This window comes from Sorangium sp. So ce119 (genome assembly GCF_051524405.1).
Classification (GTDB): domain Bacteria; phylum Myxococcota_A; class Polyangia; order Polyangiales; family Polyangiaceae; genus Sorangium; species Sorangium cellulosum_G.
The window spans coordinates 651,879-665,077 of sequence record NZ_CP150310.1 but is presented as its reverse complement, the minus strand read 5'-3'; the positions used below and the strand labels follow the sequence as shown (position 1 = coordinate 665,077).

General features: G+C 68.7%; 12 protein-coding genes and 5 tRNA genes. 2 read left to right on the top strand and 15 right to left on the bottom strand.

The window, feature by feature from the left end; genetic code table 11:
• Nucleotides 1–391: 391 nt before the first annotated feature.
• From rplL to WME76_RS02705, 13 genes are all read right to left on the bottom strand, one after another.
• Entirely contained in the window at nt 392–781 is a 390-nt protein-coding gene (rplL, locus tag WME76_RS02765; RefSeq protein ID WP_437288610.1) for a 50S ribosomal protein L7/L12, read from the bottom strand.
• A gap of 98 nt (nt 782–879) precedes the next feature.
• Entirely contained in the window at nt 880–1,407 is a 528-nt protein-coding gene (rplJ, locus tag WME76_RS02760) for a 50S ribosomal protein L10 (protein WP_061618348.1), read from the bottom strand.
• Nucleotides 1,408–1,410: 3 nt separating this feature from the next.
• Complete coding sequence (rplA, locus tag WME76_RS02755; RefSeq protein WP_061618349.1) at nt 1,411–2,121, bottom strand: 50S ribosomal protein L1; 711 nt, start codon at nt 2,119–2,121, stop codon at nt 1,411–1,413.
• A gap of 146 nt (nt 2,122–2,267) precedes the next feature.
• Nucleotides 2,268–2,711 (bottom strand): 50S ribosomal protein L11, encoded by a 444-nt coding sequence (rplK, locus tag WME76_RS02750; RefSeq protein ID WP_020732610.1) that lies wholly within the window; start codon nt 2,709–2,711, stop codon nt 2,268–2,270.
• A gap of 116 nt (nt 2,712–2,827) precedes the next feature.
• Complete coding sequence (nusG, locus tag WME76_RS02745; protein WP_061618351.1) at nt 2,828–3,358, bottom strand: transcription termination/antitermination protein NusG; 531 nt, start codon at nt 3,356–3,358, stop codon at nt 2,828–2,830.
• Between the two features lie 30 nt (nt 3,359–3,388).
• A complete protein-coding gene (gene secE, locus WME76_RS02740) occupies nt 3,389–3,991 on the bottom strand; it encodes a preprotein translocase subunit SecE (protein ID WP_437958666.1) in 603 nt (200 codons plus the stop codon).
• A gap of 87 nt (nt 3,992–4,078) precedes the next feature.
• Nucleotides 4,079–4,151 (bottom strand) — tRNA-Trp (locus WME76_RS02735).
• A gap of 29 nt (nt 4,152–4,180) precedes the next feature.
• A complete protein-coding gene (gene rpmG, locus WME76_RS02730) occupies nt 4,181–4,351 on the bottom strand; it encodes a 50S ribosomal protein L33 (protein ID WP_437958665.1) in 171 nt (56 codons plus the stop codon).
• A 9-nt stretch (nt 4,352–4,360) separates the two neighbouring features.
• Complete coding sequence (gene tuf / locus WME76_RS02725) at nt 4,361–5,551, bottom strand: elongation factor Tu (protein WP_433933685.1); 1,191 nt, start codon at nt 5,549–5,551, stop codon at nt 4,361–4,363.
• Between the two features lie 52 nt (nt 5,552–5,603).
• Nucleotides 5,604–5,679, bottom strand: a tRNA-Thr gene (locus tag WME76_RS02720).
• Between the two features lie 16 nt (nt 5,680–5,695).
• A tRNA-Gly gene (locus tag WME76_RS02715) sits at nt 5,696–5,768 on the bottom strand.
• A gap of 74 nt (nt 5,769–5,842) precedes the next feature.
• Nucleotides 5,843–5,924: transfer RNA gene (locus WME76_RS02710), tRNA-Tyr, on the bottom strand.
• 81 nt (nt 5,925–6,005) lie between these two features.
• Nucleotides 6,006–6,078, bottom strand: a tRNA-Thr gene (locus WME76_RS02705).
• Nucleotides 6,079–6,769: 691 nt separating this feature from the next.
• On the opposite strand from WME76_RS02705, the gene WME76_RS02700 reads away from it, so the two are divergent.
• The gene (locus WME76_RS02700) at nt 6,770–8,569 is read left to right on the top strand and encodes a serine/threonine-protein kinase (RefSeq protein ID WP_437958664.1); all 1,800 of its coding nucleotides are present in this window, start codon (nt 6,770–6,772) and stop codon (nt 8,567–8,569) included.
• A gap of 684 nt (nt 8,570–9,253) precedes the next feature.
• On the opposite strand, the gene WME76_RS02695 is transcribed toward WME76_RS02700, so the two are convergent.
• Both WME76_RS02695 and WME76_RS02690 read right to left on the bottom strand, forming a co-directional pair.
• Complete coding sequence (locus WME76_RS02695) at nt 9,254–10,750, bottom strand: MXAN_5187 C-terminal domain-containing protein (RefSeq protein ID WP_437958663.1); 1,497 nt, start codon at nt 10,748–10,750, stop codon at nt 9,254–9,256.
• 5 nt (nt 10,751–10,755) lie between these two features.
• Nucleotides 10,756–11,508, bottom strand: coding sequence for a hypothetical protein (locus WME76_RS02690; protein ID WP_437958662.1), 753 nt, complete (start codon nt 11,506–11,508; stop codon nt 10,756–10,758).
• Nucleotides 11,509–11,717: 209 nt separating this feature from the next.
• Here WME76_RS02690 and WME76_RS02685 point away from each other — a divergent pair, with 209 nt between their 5' ends.
• Nucleotides 11,718–13,196 (top strand): prolipoprotein diacylglyceryl transferase, encoded by a 1,479-nt coding sequence (locus tag WME76_RS02685; RefSeq protein WP_437958661.1) that lies wholly within the window; start codon nt 11,718–11,720, stop codon nt 13,194–13,196.
• The last annotated feature ends 3 nt before the right edge of the window (nt 13,197–13,199 follow it).

The window sequence follows — 13,199 nt, the reverse complement described above, 5'->3', positions numbered from 1 at the left end:
TCCTCCGGCTCACACGAGGCGTGCGGGGCGGGCGCACGGCTCGAACCGAGCAACGAACACGAAGCTACGCACCAATGGCGAGCGAGCGTCCCCAGGGTGTGAGGACCCAGAACATCTTGGCTGTGGGGGCAGAGCGGACCGCGTGGCGACCCATTGAGCTCCGGCATTGGTCGAGGACCCGCACCCGCGGTCCTCTTCAGAGTTGACCGAGGACCCGTACCTGCGGTCCTCTTCTTCAGCAGCGGTCGAGGACCCGTACCCGTGGTCCTCGTCGGAGGGCCCGCACGCGCGGCCCCTTTCTTCAGACAAAAGCGGGACGTGCGGCAGGGACGACCGCCCCTGCCGCCGTCCTCCGGCGGATCCCGATTTCCCTAGCAGGGAGCGGTGATCGTTACTTGAGCTCGACGGTAGCACCTGCCTCGACGAGCTTCTTCTTCATCTCCTCCGCGTCCGCCTTGGAAACCTGCTCCTTGACGGTCTTCGGCGCGGCCTCGACCAGGTCCTTCGCCTCCTTCAGGCCCAGACCGGTGATCTCGCGGATCGCCTTGATGACGCCGATCTTGTTGCTGCCCGAGTTCGCGAGGATGACGTCGAACTCGGTCTGCTCCGGGGCCTTCTCGGCCGGAGCGGCGCCGGCAGCGGGGCCAGCGGCGACGGCGACGGCCGCGGGGGCAGCCTTGACGCCCCACTTGTTCTCGAGGTCCTTGATGAGCTCGGCGATCTGGATGACAGGGAGGTTGGAGAGGTAATCGACGACCTGCTCGCGCGTGATCTCAGCCATTGCAAGACTCCTTCAAACTCTTCTGCGCGCCCCGGGGAGGGGGCCATGTAAACCAAAACCAGACGGGCGCAAGGCCCAATTGATACGAAAGCGCCCGCTCAACCGGACGAGCCCGCGTCTTCCTTCGCCTTCAGGAGATAAGCGAAATTCTGGAGAGGCGCGTTGAGCTGCTGCACGAACTGCTGGAGCGGCGCCTGGAGCGTCGCGAGCAGGGTGGCACGGAGCTCATCCTTGCCGGGCATCGTCGCGAGTTGCGTCTCGACGGCGTCGCCCGAGAGGATCTGCCCCTCGATGAGCCCGGCCTTGATCTGGAGCTTCTGGTTGTCCTTGCGGAACGCCTTGACGACCTTGGCTGCCGCGCTCGGATCCTCGTAGCTCCAGGCCACACCGGTCATGCCGGCCAGGCTCTTCACGAGGGTGTTCGCCCAGGGGTGCTCCTTGATGGCGTGGCGGACGAGCGTGTTCTTCACGACCCGGTACTCCACGCCGGACTTCCGGAACTCATCGCGAAGCTTGGTGACCGCCTCGACGTTCATTCCCTTGAAATCCAGGAAGACCGCGGAAGACATCCGCTCGAACTTCTGCCGGACTGAGCCGACAACCGCTTCCTTCTGGGACCGTTCCATGGGCTACGCCTCCTCTGCCTTGCCGATGAAGTGGACCGGGTCGATGCGAACCCCCGGGCCCATCGTCGAGGACATCGTGATGCTCCGGAGGTAGATGCCCTTCGCCGTCGCCGGCTTGGCCCGGACGAGCGCCTGGATCAGCGCGTCCGCGTTCACGTGGAGCGCGTTCTCCGCGAAGGAGACCTTGCCGATGCGGGCGTGCACGATGCCCGCCTTCTCGACGCGGTACTCGACCTTGCCGGCCTTGGCCTCCGAGATGGCCGTCTTCACGTCGAACGTCACGGTCCCGACCTTCGGGTTCGGCATCAGGCCGCGCGGACCGAGGATACGGCCGAGCTTGCCGACCAGACCCATCATGTCGGGCGTGGCGATCACGCGGTCAAAGTCCATGAAGCCTTCCTGGACCTTGTTCACGAGATCCGCCTCACCGACAAAGTCGGCGCCGGCAGCCTCGGCCTCCCTGGCCTTCTCGCCCTTGGCGAACACCAACACCCGGAGCGACTGCCCCGTGCCATGCGGGAGCACCACGGCGCCGCGGACCATCTGGTCAGCGTGCCGCGGGTTGACCCCCAGCCGGACCGCGAGGTCCACGGTTTCGTCGAACTTGGCGGGTGCGGCTTGCTTCACGAGCGCGCACGCCTCCTGCAACGTGTACTTTCGAGCGCGATCGACGACTGCTCGCGCTGCGACCTTCTTCTTGGCGACTTTCGGCACATGCCCTCCTTCTTAACGGCTCTCGCCTCCCACGGTGCGCCTAAAACTACCGTGGTAAGTCCTTACTCTGCCCGCCGTGGCCCCCTCGTTCGAGGGCCGCCTGGGCGGGCGCGCGCCCCGATCGCGGGGCGCGGCTGCGACCAACCTCAGTCGACGATGTCGATGCCCATCGAGCGGGCGGTGCCCGCCATGCTGCGCATCGCGGACTCGAGGTTCGTCGTGTTCATGTCCTGCATCTTGAGCTGGGCAAGCTCCTGCAGTTGCTTCTGCGTCACCTTGCCCACCTTGACCTTGTTGGGCTCCTTGGAGCCCGCGCCCGGCTTCTTCTTCGTCTCAAGCCCCGCCGCCTTCTTGAGGAGCACGGAGGCCGGCGGCGTCTTGAGGATGAACGTGAACGAGCGGTCCGAGAAGACCGTGATCACCACCGGGATGATCATGTCTCCCTGCGCCGCCGTCCGCGAGTTGAAGTCCTTGCAGAACGCCATGATGTTGACGCCGTGCTGGCCGAGCGCCGGACCGACGGGGGGCGACGGGTTGGCCTTGCCCGCCGGAAGCTGCAGCTTCACGTACCCAGTGACTTTCTTCGCCATGATGAATCTCGCACCCTATCGAACCGCCGCCCGACGGGCGGTCTACTTTCAGAGAAACAGTGAAGTACCGCGGAGGCGCGGTCCTCGCCCGCAGGTTTGCAGCCGTTCGTCCCTGGCTAGCGCTTCTCCACGGCAGAGAAGTCGAGCTCGACGCTGGTGGGCCGGCCGAAGATGCTGACCTTCACCTTGAGCTTCTGCTTATCCATCTTCACGTCGTCGACCGTGCCGGTGAAGTTCGCGAAGGCCCCGTCGAGCACCCGCACCTCCTCACCCACCTCGAACGTGAGCCGGGGCTTCGGCTTGACCGCTCCCTCGACGATCCCCCGCCGGAGATTGTCGATCTGAACGATCGGGACCTCCTGCGGCGTCTGGTTGCCGATGAAGCCGGTCACCTTGGGTGTGTCCTTGACCAGGTGCCAGACCTGCTCGTTCATGTCCATCTCGACGAAGATGTAACCGGGCAGGCTGAGCTTCTGGCGAACGCGAGTCTTGCCACCAGGACGGTTCTCCGTGACCGTCTCGCTCGGGATGAGGATCTCGCCGAACCGATCTTCCAGTCCGTACTGCTTCACGCGCTGCTGGAGCGCGTCGCGCACCTTCGCCTCGTATCCCGAGTAGGTATGGATGACGTACCACTTCTTGGCCATGGCGCTTGATTCCCTCAGGATCTCCCTGCTTCAGCTTCCATCGCCGTAAACGATGTTGGTCACGAATGCCCAGAAGCGGTCGAGCAGCGCCAGGTAGAGGGTCGCTACGGTGGTCGTCGCGATCACGACGAACGTCGCGTTCGTCACCTCTTTCTTGGTCGGCCACTTCACCTTGGCCAGCTCGGCAGCGACCTCGTCGCTCCAGGTGCGGAGCTCCGCGTTGCGGAACGAGCGCACCACGACCACGAGCGCGACGATGCCGCCGACGACCATCCCGTAGGTCGCCTTGTCGTCGTCGCCCACCGCCGACAACGCCGGGAGCGTCCGGCTGAACCAGTCCTTGTTGGAGAGGGTCGCCCAGACGCCGTGGACGATCTTGCCGAGCAGGTAGGCGAGCAGCATCCCGGCCGCGAAGAAGCCGGCAAGCACGTAACGCTCGGTCCCGAGCTGAGCGGCAGCGGCCTCTTCCTCCGCCTCTTCCGGCTCGCCGGCGCCGTCTGCGTCAGCCGCCTCCGGCTCGTCGCTCCGCGTCGCGAGGGACGACGTCTCGGCGGGCACGATCGGTCCGGATTCCTCCGGCTCCCCATCCTCCGCGACCTTCGGCGTCTGCTTGTCTTTTTGACCCTTCGCCATAACCACACCAAACGCGCCGACCCGCGGCAGGCAGAAACCTGCTCGATGGGGCTCCGAGGGCCGCCCCTGGGCGCCCGCATTCCCCGGCAGGGGCAGAGAGGCTCGAACTCCCGACCTGCGGATTTGGAATCCGCTGCTCTACCAACTGAGCTATACCCCTAGAACCGCTGCGCCTTCCTGAGCACCCGTTCACTTCGTCTCGTTGTGAACCGTGTGCTTTTTGCACTGCTTGCAGAACTTCTTGAGCGAAACCACCTGGTCGGGCGACTTCGTCGTCTTGTAGTTCCGCGACTTGCACTCGCTGCAGGCCAGTGAGACGGCGATGCGCGCCGCACGCCACCCACCGGCCTGCTCGCCCACGTCGGCCTCCTACGCGAGGATCTTGGTGACGACGCCGGCGCCCACCGTCTTGCCGCCCTCGCGGATGGCGAAGCGCATCTGCTCCTCCAGCGCGACCGGGGCGATGAGCTCGATCGTCATCGTGATGTTGTCACCCGGCATCACCATCTTCACCCCCTCGGGGAGGTTCACCGTGCCGGTCACGTCCGTCGTCCGGATGTAGAACTGCGGCCGGTAGTTGGTGAAGAACGGCGTGTGGCGCCCGCCCTCCTCCTTCTTGAGGACGTACACCTCACCGGTGAACTTCGTGTGCGGCGTGATCGACCCGGGCTTCGCGAGCACCTGGCCGCGCTCGATCTCTTCCTTCTCCACGCCGCGGAGGAGGCAGCCGACGTTGTCGCCCGCCTGACCCTGATCGAGCAGCTTCCGGAACATCTCGACGCCGGTCACGACCGACTTCTTCGTGTCCTTGAAGCCGATGATCTGGACCTCGTCGCCGACCTTGATGATGCCGCGCTCGATGCGGCCCGTGGCCACCGTGCCGCGGCCCTTGATCGAGAACACGTCCTCGATCGCCATCAGGAACGGCTTGTCGATGTCGCGCACCGGCTCGGGGATGTAGCTGTCGAGCGCGTTGAGGAGCTGCTGGATCGTCTCCTCCCACTTCGGGTCGCCCTGAAGCGCCGGCAGCGACGCGCCCCGGATGACCGGCGCGTTGTCGCCGTCGAACTTGTACTTCGACAGGAGCTCGCGGACCTCCATCTCGACAAGGTCGAGCATCTCCGGGTCGTCCACGGCGTCACACTTGTTGAGGAACACGACGATGTGGTTCAGGCCGACCTGGCGGGCGAGGAGCACGTGCTCGCGCGTCTGCGGCATCACGCTGTCGAGCGACGACACGACGAGGATCGCCCCGTCCATCTGCGCCGCGCCGGTGATCATGTTCTTGATGTAGTCGGCGTGCCCGGGACAGTCGACGTGCGCGTAGTGGCGGTTGACCGACTCGTACTCCACGTGCGCCGCCGCGATGGTCACCGTCTTGGTCTCGTCACGGACCGTCCCGCCCTTGGCGATGTCGGCGTACGAGATCGCCTTCGCCAGCTGGCGCTTCGACTGCACCTTGACGAGCGCCGCGGTGAGCGTGGTCTTGCCGTGGTCGATGTGGCCGATGGTGCCCACGTTCACGTGCGGCTTCGTACGAGTGAATTTCTCCTTGGCCATCGAGATGTCTCCTGCCGGAATGAAGTTCGCGGATGCGTTGCGCTGTCCTCGCTGGAGCCCACCATCGGGATTGAACCGACGACCTCGTCCTTACCAAGGACGTGCTCTGCCAACTGAGCTAGGTGGGCAAACGACCGACCACAGAGCGGGCGACCGGGTTCGAACCGGCGACGTTCAGCTTGGAAGGCTGACGCTCTACCAACTGAGCTACGCCCGCGGGCGCCCGCCGGGAATGGTCCCGGCGGATGTGTATCTTGGTCGGATCGCTGTCGGAGCGAAAGACCGCCCCGGTGGAGGGTGATGGATTCGAACCATCGTAGGCATTGCCGGCAGATTTACAGTCTGCTCCCTTTGGCCGCTCGGGCAACCCTCCAGAATTCTTCTACTATCCGATCTTACCGGATCTTCTCCCTACCGTGACCTCCAGAACCGTCGACCTGCTGCCTTGCATCGGAGCTGGCGAGGGGACTTGAACCCCTAACCCCCTGCTTACAAGGCAGGTGCTCTACCGATTGAGCTACGCCAGCGACATCGACCCGCTGCTCGCCCCCGAGGCTCCGGGAGGCGTGCGTGCTGACCTAGCGAACTGTCCCAAGACCGATCACTTCTGTGCGAGCAATCTACTCCCGGCCCTGCTGGACCGTCTGCCTGCGCCGTTCGGAGTGTCCCGATCGGGCTGGACCGCAGCGAGGTGAAGCCGTTGGTACCGCTCACGTCGCTCCGAAGGTAGACGAGTCCCGCGAAGGGAGGAGGCTCTTAGCCCCCTGCAAGAGACGTGTCAAGCGGTGTGCATCGTTTTCGTCCGTTTCGCTGGAATCCGCGCCGGGAGCGCGGTCCGTCGCGTCGGGCGGCGGGAGCGCCCGCCCCGTCCGGCGGCGCGTATCTCGCTCGAGAGCTGCCCGCTTTCAAGATGAACGTCACACGTTCGGCGAAACCTGCGTCGAATCTCGCGTCGCAGCGCGCGCCGACCCGCGCGCTCCCGCGCCGTCCAGTCGTGCGCGGCGAGGCCCGCGCCGCAGCGCCTGACCCGGCCCGCGACGGCGCGCGGCGCTGCCGCGAGCGCGCCGCGCGCCGTCACGGCGGCACCGCGAGAGCTCCCTTGCGCTCGGCGCGCGGCTGCTGCGATCCTGCCCCGCGCACCTTCGCCCGGGCGCGCAGCAGCGCGGCCCGAGACGACGGGCGCGTCTCGTCATGCTTCGGGGGTAGAGGTTCGATCGCATGGACTGTCCCGCTTGCCATCAGCCAAACATCGATGGGGCGCGCTTCTGCGCCACGTGCGGCGCGCTCCTCCCTGTCGCGCCGGTGGAAGCAGATCCGCTCATCGGCACGATCGTCGGCGGCCGGTTCCGGATCGTCGGGGTGCTCGGCGAGGGCGGGATGGGCCGCGTCTACAACGGCGAGCAGCCGATGGGGACGTCGGTGCGGAAGGTCGCCGTCAAGACGCTGCTCTCGCAGCACGCGAAGGACCCGCAGGTGGTCGCGCGCTTCATGCGGGAGTGCGGCACGGTCAGCGAGCTCGAGCACCCGAACACGATCAAGGTCTACGACTTCGGTCAGACGAACACCGGGGAGCTCTACATCGCGATGGAACTCCTCAACGGGCAGTCGCTCGAGGAGGCGCTCGAGAGGGGCGGCGCGCTCTCTCCCGAGCGGGTCGATCGCATCGTCGCGCAGGCGTGCGGGTCGCTCCAGGAGGCGCACGAGAAGGGGATCGTGCACCGCGATCTGAAGCCCGCCAACATCTTCTTGACCAGGCGCGCCGGCGAGGAGGACTACGTCAAGGTCCTCGACTTCGGCATCGCCAAGCGCGACGACCGCAGCGCCAAGGCCGAGCAGAAGCTGACGCAGCAGGGAATGGTGCTCGGCACGCCGCCGTACATGAGCCCCGAGCAGTTCACGGGGACGGAGCTCGACGCGAGGAGCGACATCTACTCGCTCGGCGTGCTGACCTACGAGATGCTCACCGGGCGCCTGCCGTTCGAGGCCGACACGCCGTGGGCGTGGGCGACGCAGCACATGACAGCGCAGCCGTTCCCGTTCGAGGCCGTGCCGATGGGCGCCGCGGCGCCGCCGAAGATGAAGGCCGCCGTCATGAGGGCCCTCAGCAAGAAGCGCGAGGACCGCCAGCAGTCGGCGCGGGAGTTCTACGAGGAGCTCACGATCGGCGCAGGGCCCCGCCTCTCGGTGCTCGGGGCGGCGCCGCGCACCCAGGTCGGCCTCGAGGCCCCGACCAGCGGGACCGCGCTGATGCCGTCGCGCTCGAGTCAGACCCAGATCGGCGAGCCGCTCTTCGTCGCGGGACCGCCCACGGGGGCCGGCAGGACCGTCGTCAACCCCCAGGCCGGCCATCACGCGGCCACCGTCATGGATCAGGCGGCGATGCCGTCGGGCGCGGTGCCTGCGCACCCGCCCGTGCACACGGGCAGCGGCCAGGTGTTCCCCGCGCCGCCGCCCCCACCCGCGCAGAAGAACAAGACCGCCCCGATCCTCGCGGCCGTCGCGGCCGCCGCGGTGCTCGGCGTCGTGGGCATCATCATGATGACGAGGGGGGGCAGCGGGAATGCGACCGACGAGAGCGCCTCGAACCTGATCCCGCTGCCGAGCGCGCCGTCGGTCACCGTGACCTCGGACCCCACCGTGGCCGTGCCCACGAGCGAGCCCTCCGCCCCCGAGCCCCCGCCCGACAAGGAAGAGCCCGTCAAGGCGTCCCCGGGCGAAGGTCCGAAGGGCACGCCGACGGCGACCGCCGGGCCCAAGGCCGCGCCCGCTGGCAACGAGAAGGCCGAGCAGGAGTGCAGGGCCGCGATCAACCTGGCGAACGGCGGCAACACGGACCTCGCGGTGAAGCGCTACGCGGGCTGCGACGGACCCAGGAAGGCCGAGGCGCGATCCGCGATCGGCGCGAGCGCCAAGCGAGCCGTGGCGTCCAAGGGATGTGGGGCCAAATCCCACGCGCTGGCCGCCGCGCGGATCGGGGCGAGCGAAGCGATGTCCCAGCTACCGGCGCGCTGCCAGTGACGACGTAACGTCGTGAGGGGCTGGGTACAACGCCCAGGGGGTCCCAGCTGTTCCAGGCTTGCCTTGACGCCCGATTTTGACAGGTGCTAGATCCCGCCCTGAGGTTCTGAAAGCTCATTGGACGCCGCACCCTGGCTTGTTAGGTCGGCTCTTGACTTTGGAACATGGGGGAGAAGGTCGCTCACGGGAAATGGGCAGTAAGATTCGTTTGGCCGCGCCTCGAATGACATGGCGCGACATATGTCGTTCTGAAGAGTTCGCTGGGCGATGGGTCGCCCTTGACAATGTCAGGTACGTTCAGGGCGCTCCCCAGCCGGCCGAGGCCGACGTTGTGGACGCCGATGACGACCTGGCCGACTTATGCGCGAGGATGCGCGAAGCCGACCGCACGGCTTGCGCGATCCTCTTCGTCGAGGACGAAGGCGCGGTCCCCTCGCGGGTCCAGCGCCTGCCGCAGCTCTGGCGTCGCGTCGCACATCACTGACCTGCCAGAACATCGCCACCCACCCAGCCACCAGACGTAGCGAGCGCCCTTTAGGAGCGCAGCGAGCCGAGCATTGCGCGGCGAGCTCAGCCTCCTGGCGCTCGCGGCGTCGGGTTCTGTCCGTGCGTCATGACGCTGCGACGCCGGCCTTGACCGGTCGCGTCCGTGCTCGCTGATGGCGTCGGCCCTTCGGCTGCCGGTTACTTGAGGATCGGCTTCAGCAGCGTCTTGCCGTCCTTGACGACGACGTCGTAGTCGACGGACCTGGCCGGGTTCGTCGCGCGCAGCTTCGCGGCCTGCGCGCGGAGGCTCTCGGCCAGGCGCTCGTAGGTGACGCCGGCCGTCGACTCGCGCGCCGCGCGCTTGGTCTCGACGTACTTCGCGTAAATCTGACGCAGCCGCTGCTCCGGGAGATCGTCGTCGCGCGCGGCGGGCCGCTGCGGGGGCGGCGCGGGTCGTGCGCGCACGCCAGCGTCGAGGCCCGCGCGCGCGGCCTCCGGGGGGCGCGACGACGCGCGCTGTGCCGCATGCCGAGCTCCGCTCGTCGTGCCGGCGTCCGCGGCAGGCGGCACGGTGGAGCGACGGCGCCGGGTCGACGGCGGGCGGTCCGAGTGCACGCGCTCCTGCCGCCTCGCTCCAGCGCCCGTCGCCGCGGGCGCCACGGCGGGGGCGGCCGCTGGCGTCGGCGCGGGAGGGGCCGGCGGCGGTCTGACGGGGGGCGGCGGCGGTCGCTTCGGCGGGGGCGGGGGTTCAGGCGCGACGTCCGCCTGGAGGACCGGCGGTGCGGCCGCGACCTTCGTCGCGTCGCCGACCGGGCCGCTCTGCGCGCGCTGAGCGCGCATCTCCGCCGCGAGCTCGGCCAGCCGTTGACGGCTCGTGGTGCCCGCCGCCGCGGGCTGGCTCCGGTCGGCTGCGGGGCGCGCGGACGTCCTGCCGCCTGTGGGGGAGGCCTCCGACGGCTTTGCCTCCGCGGGCTTGATCGCCGCGGGCTTCTGCTGAGGCCTGGTGAGGCCGAGCCCGCGAGGCAACCCTCCGAGCGGGGCGGGCTTCACGGCGGCCGTGGCCTGGGGTGGAGCAGGCGGCACGAGCGCGACGAGCGGGCGTACCTGCGGGCCTGCGGGCGCGGCGCTCGATGCCTCCGGCGCGATCGGCTGCGCGGGGGCGTCGCGCAGAGCGGCGCCCTCGACGGCGAGCGCTTGCTTTCGCGCCGGCGGCGCGGGGGGCAACGGCGGAGGCGCCAGCGTGACCGCCTCGTCGTCGACGTCGATCTCCTCGTGATCCTCGGCGTCATCGCCGCGGCGGGGCTCCTCGCGCGCCGTCGCCTGCTGCTCGGCGAGGCCCGCGTAGCGCTCCGCCCGCTTGCGCCCGACGATCGTGAGCGCTTCCTTCGCCCCGACCCGCTTCGCCGCGCGGATGACGTCGCGGCGGTACGTCCCGTTCTCGATCTCGCGCGCGATGCGGCCCCAGTACTGCTGGAACGTGTTGTAGCGCTGGAACAGCATCTGGAACTTGAACCGGAGCCCGGTGTTCCTGATCTGCTCGCGCCGCATCACCCAGATGCGACGGTCGACGTCCTTGCGCGGGATGAGCGGCTCCAGACGCTCGATCCCCATGAAGTACTGCTCGTACAGCGCGCGCAGCCGCTCGATGCGCGTCTCCAGCTCCTCAAGCTCCCGCTCGATCTCGCTCGATTCCATCGCGGCTAGACGGGCGTGATCCGCAGGTTGTCGAAGCAGACCGGCGCATCCCATTCGTTGAAGCCCAGGTGCTCGTGCCCCGGTCCGGAGAGCGGCTCGGGATCGCTGAGCTCCAGGTACTCGACGCCGTTCACCGACCAGGAGAGCGTCTTTCCGTCGTGGCGCTCGATCCGGAAGCGGTACGGCTGCCCCGGCGCGACCGGGCGCGCTCGCTCGTCATCGCTGTCCGGATCGACGTCGATCTCCAGTCGATCTTCGCCGTGCTCGTCGAGCCGGGCGAGCACGTGCTTCGTGTTCTTCCACCCGCCGAGGATCACGAGGTAGCTCGTCGCGTTCGTGTAGCTCGCCGCCGTCGCACCGCTCCGTCCATCTCCCCAGAGCTCCGCCTTCAGATCGCCGTCGGGGGCCTCGGCGATGGCGTCGAACTCGATCCGCGCGTTCACCGGCAGCGGCCGCTTCAGCCACACGCCGCGGTTCCTCGCGGCGCGCGCGCAGAGCCGGCCATCTTCGATCTTCCACGCGGGGCTGAGCGCGTTCCAGTCGGCGCCAAGCGCCGACCGGTTGAAGTCGTCCTCGAACACACCCGCGCCCTTCGCGCCCTGAACCGCCCCCGCCGCCGCGGAGGACGCCGACGTGGCGACCGCCCCGGCCGGCCGCGCGCTCGCGTCGCCTGTGGCCGGCCCTTCGGGGACGCACGACGCGCTCGCGAGCAGCCCGGGGACTGCGAAGACGCTGACGGCGGCACGGCCAGAGAGCACGGAATCGATGCTAGCAGCGGCGCGCGCGGACTTCGAGGGCCGCTCGCGGACGTCATCGTCAGAAGGGGGACGACGCTGCGCTGTCAGCCCGGGCGCATCGCGTTCGCCCGATGCGGCCGGACAAGCGTCTACGAGCGCCTTGGCCCGCTGCGTCATGCCCGAGAGACGGCGCTTGATGGTGCCCAATCCCAGGCGTAAGGAGAGGCGCCATGCATCCCATCCTGTTTCGCGTCCCGCTGCCCGTGTGGACCGTGCCCCTGCTCTGGGTCTTCCTGATCGCTGCGGGCATCGCTTTCGCGGGCGCGATCGGGCTGTTCCTCGCGAAGAACAAACCGGCCGCCACCGCGGCGGGCATCGCGGGCGTCGCGCTCGCCGCCCTCGCCTCCCAGTTCAAGGGGCAGACCTACACCCTGGGTCCGCTGCCCATCTACAGCTACGGCGTCATGCTCGGCCTCTCGCTCGTCGTGGGCTGGTACCTGACGCTCGGGCTCGCGGAGCGCGACGGCCTGCCGAAGGAGACGATGGCCAACTGCTACGTCGTCACCGCGCTCGCAGCGGTCGTCGGCTCGCGCGTGCTCTACATCCTCACGAACCTCGACGAGTTCGACTCGCTCGGCGCGATGTTCGACATCCGCCGCGGCGGGCTCGTGGCGTACGGCGGGTTCCTGGGCGGCTTCGTCGGCTCCTACCTGTTCCTGCGCTCTCATCGCATCCCGCTGCTCCCGTGGGCCGACGTCGCCGTCCCGAGCCTCGCCTCGGGGCTCATGATCACGCGCGTCGGGTGCTACCTCTTCGGCTGCGATTTCGGCCGGCCGCTCGGCGAGACGGCGCCGGCCTGGCTCAAGAAGCTCGGCACCTTCCCGCACTGGCCCGAGGGTACGCTGGACCACGGCAGCGGGTCCCCGGCGTGGGTGCAGCACGTCAAGGAGCGCGGGCTGGATCCGACCGCCGAGGCGTCGCTCGCCGTGCACCCGACGCAGATCTACGAGTCGCTCGTCGGCGCGGGGCTGCTCACGCTCCTGCTCCTCGCGCGAAGGCGGCAGAAGTTCCGCGGAGAGATCTTCCTCCTGTTCACGTTCTCGTACGGCGTCTGCCGCTACCTGCTCGAGCTCCTGCGCGACGACGCGGAGCGCGGCTCGATCCCGCCCTCGCTCCCGGAGCACGTGCTGCTCCCCGCCGGCCTCGTCATCTTCGCCGTGGGGTACGCGATCGGGTTCTCCCACGTGGTCCGCGACAGCGTGGCGCGGAAGGTGACGCAGGCGCTCGCCTTCGTCCCGGCGATCGCCCTGTACGTGGTCCTCAAGCCCGAGACGTTCGGTGCGTCCGCGACGATCCAGTATTCGACCTCCCAGGCCGTCGCGCTGGCGACCGGGCTGGCCGCGTCGATCGCGTTCGCGATCTACTACAAGGCCGCCCTCGACCACCCGGAGCAGGCGATGGCGCTCAACCTCCCGGACAGCCCCGCCGCCGCCGCGGACAGGGCCGCAGACGACGACGAGGACGAGGACGACGAGCCGGGCGACGACGAGGACGAGGACGACAAGGCGGGCGAGAAGCGAAGCTCGCCGGCGAAGGCCAGCGACAAGCCGTCGCGGGGCAAGCGCGGCATCGTGAAGGACGAGGGCCGGGCGACGGCCCGCGAACCCGGCGCCGCCGCCGAGGCGCCCGACACCACCGGAGAGGCATAGGCT

What these genes read in the sequence shown, in the direction of transcription:
- rplK (WP_020732610.1), bottom strand. Translation starts at nt 2,711, where the DNA reads ATGGCGAAGAAAGTCACTGGGTACGTGAAGCTGCAGCTTCCGGCGGGC.
- WME76_RS02685 (WP_437958661.1), top strand. Translation starts at nt 11,718, where the DNA reads ATGCATCCCATCCTGTTTCGCGTCCCGCTGCCCGTGTGGACCGTGCCC.
- WME76_RS02695 (WP_437958663.1), bottom strand. Translation starts at nt 10,750, where the DNA reads ATGGAATCGAGCGAGATCGAGCGGGAGCTTGAGGAGCTGGAGACGCGC.
- secE (WP_437958666.1), bottom strand. Translation starts at nt 3,991, where the DNA reads ATGGCGAAGGGTCAAAAAGACAAGCAGACGCCGAAGGTCGCGGAGGAT.
- tuf (WP_433933685.1), bottom strand. Translation starts at nt 5,551, where the DNA reads ATGGCCAAGGAGAAATTCACTCGTACGAAGCCGCACGTGAACGTGGGC.
- nusG (WP_061618351.1), bottom strand. Translation starts at nt 3,358, where the DNA reads ATGGCCAAGAAGTGGTACGTCATCCATACCTACTCGGGATACGAGGCG.
- rplJ (WP_061618348.1), bottom strand. Translation starts at nt 1,407, where the DNA reads ATGGAACGGTCCCAGAAGGAAGCGGTTGTCGGCTCAGTCCGGCAGAAG.
- rplL (WP_437288610.1), bottom strand. Translation starts at nt 781, where the DNA reads ATGGCTGAGATCACGCGCGAGCAGGTCGTCGATTACCTCTCCAACCTC.
- WME76_RS02700 (WP_437958664.1), top strand. Translation starts at nt 6,770, where the DNA reads ATGGACTGTCCCGCTTGCCATCAGCCAAACATCGATGGGGCGCGCTTC.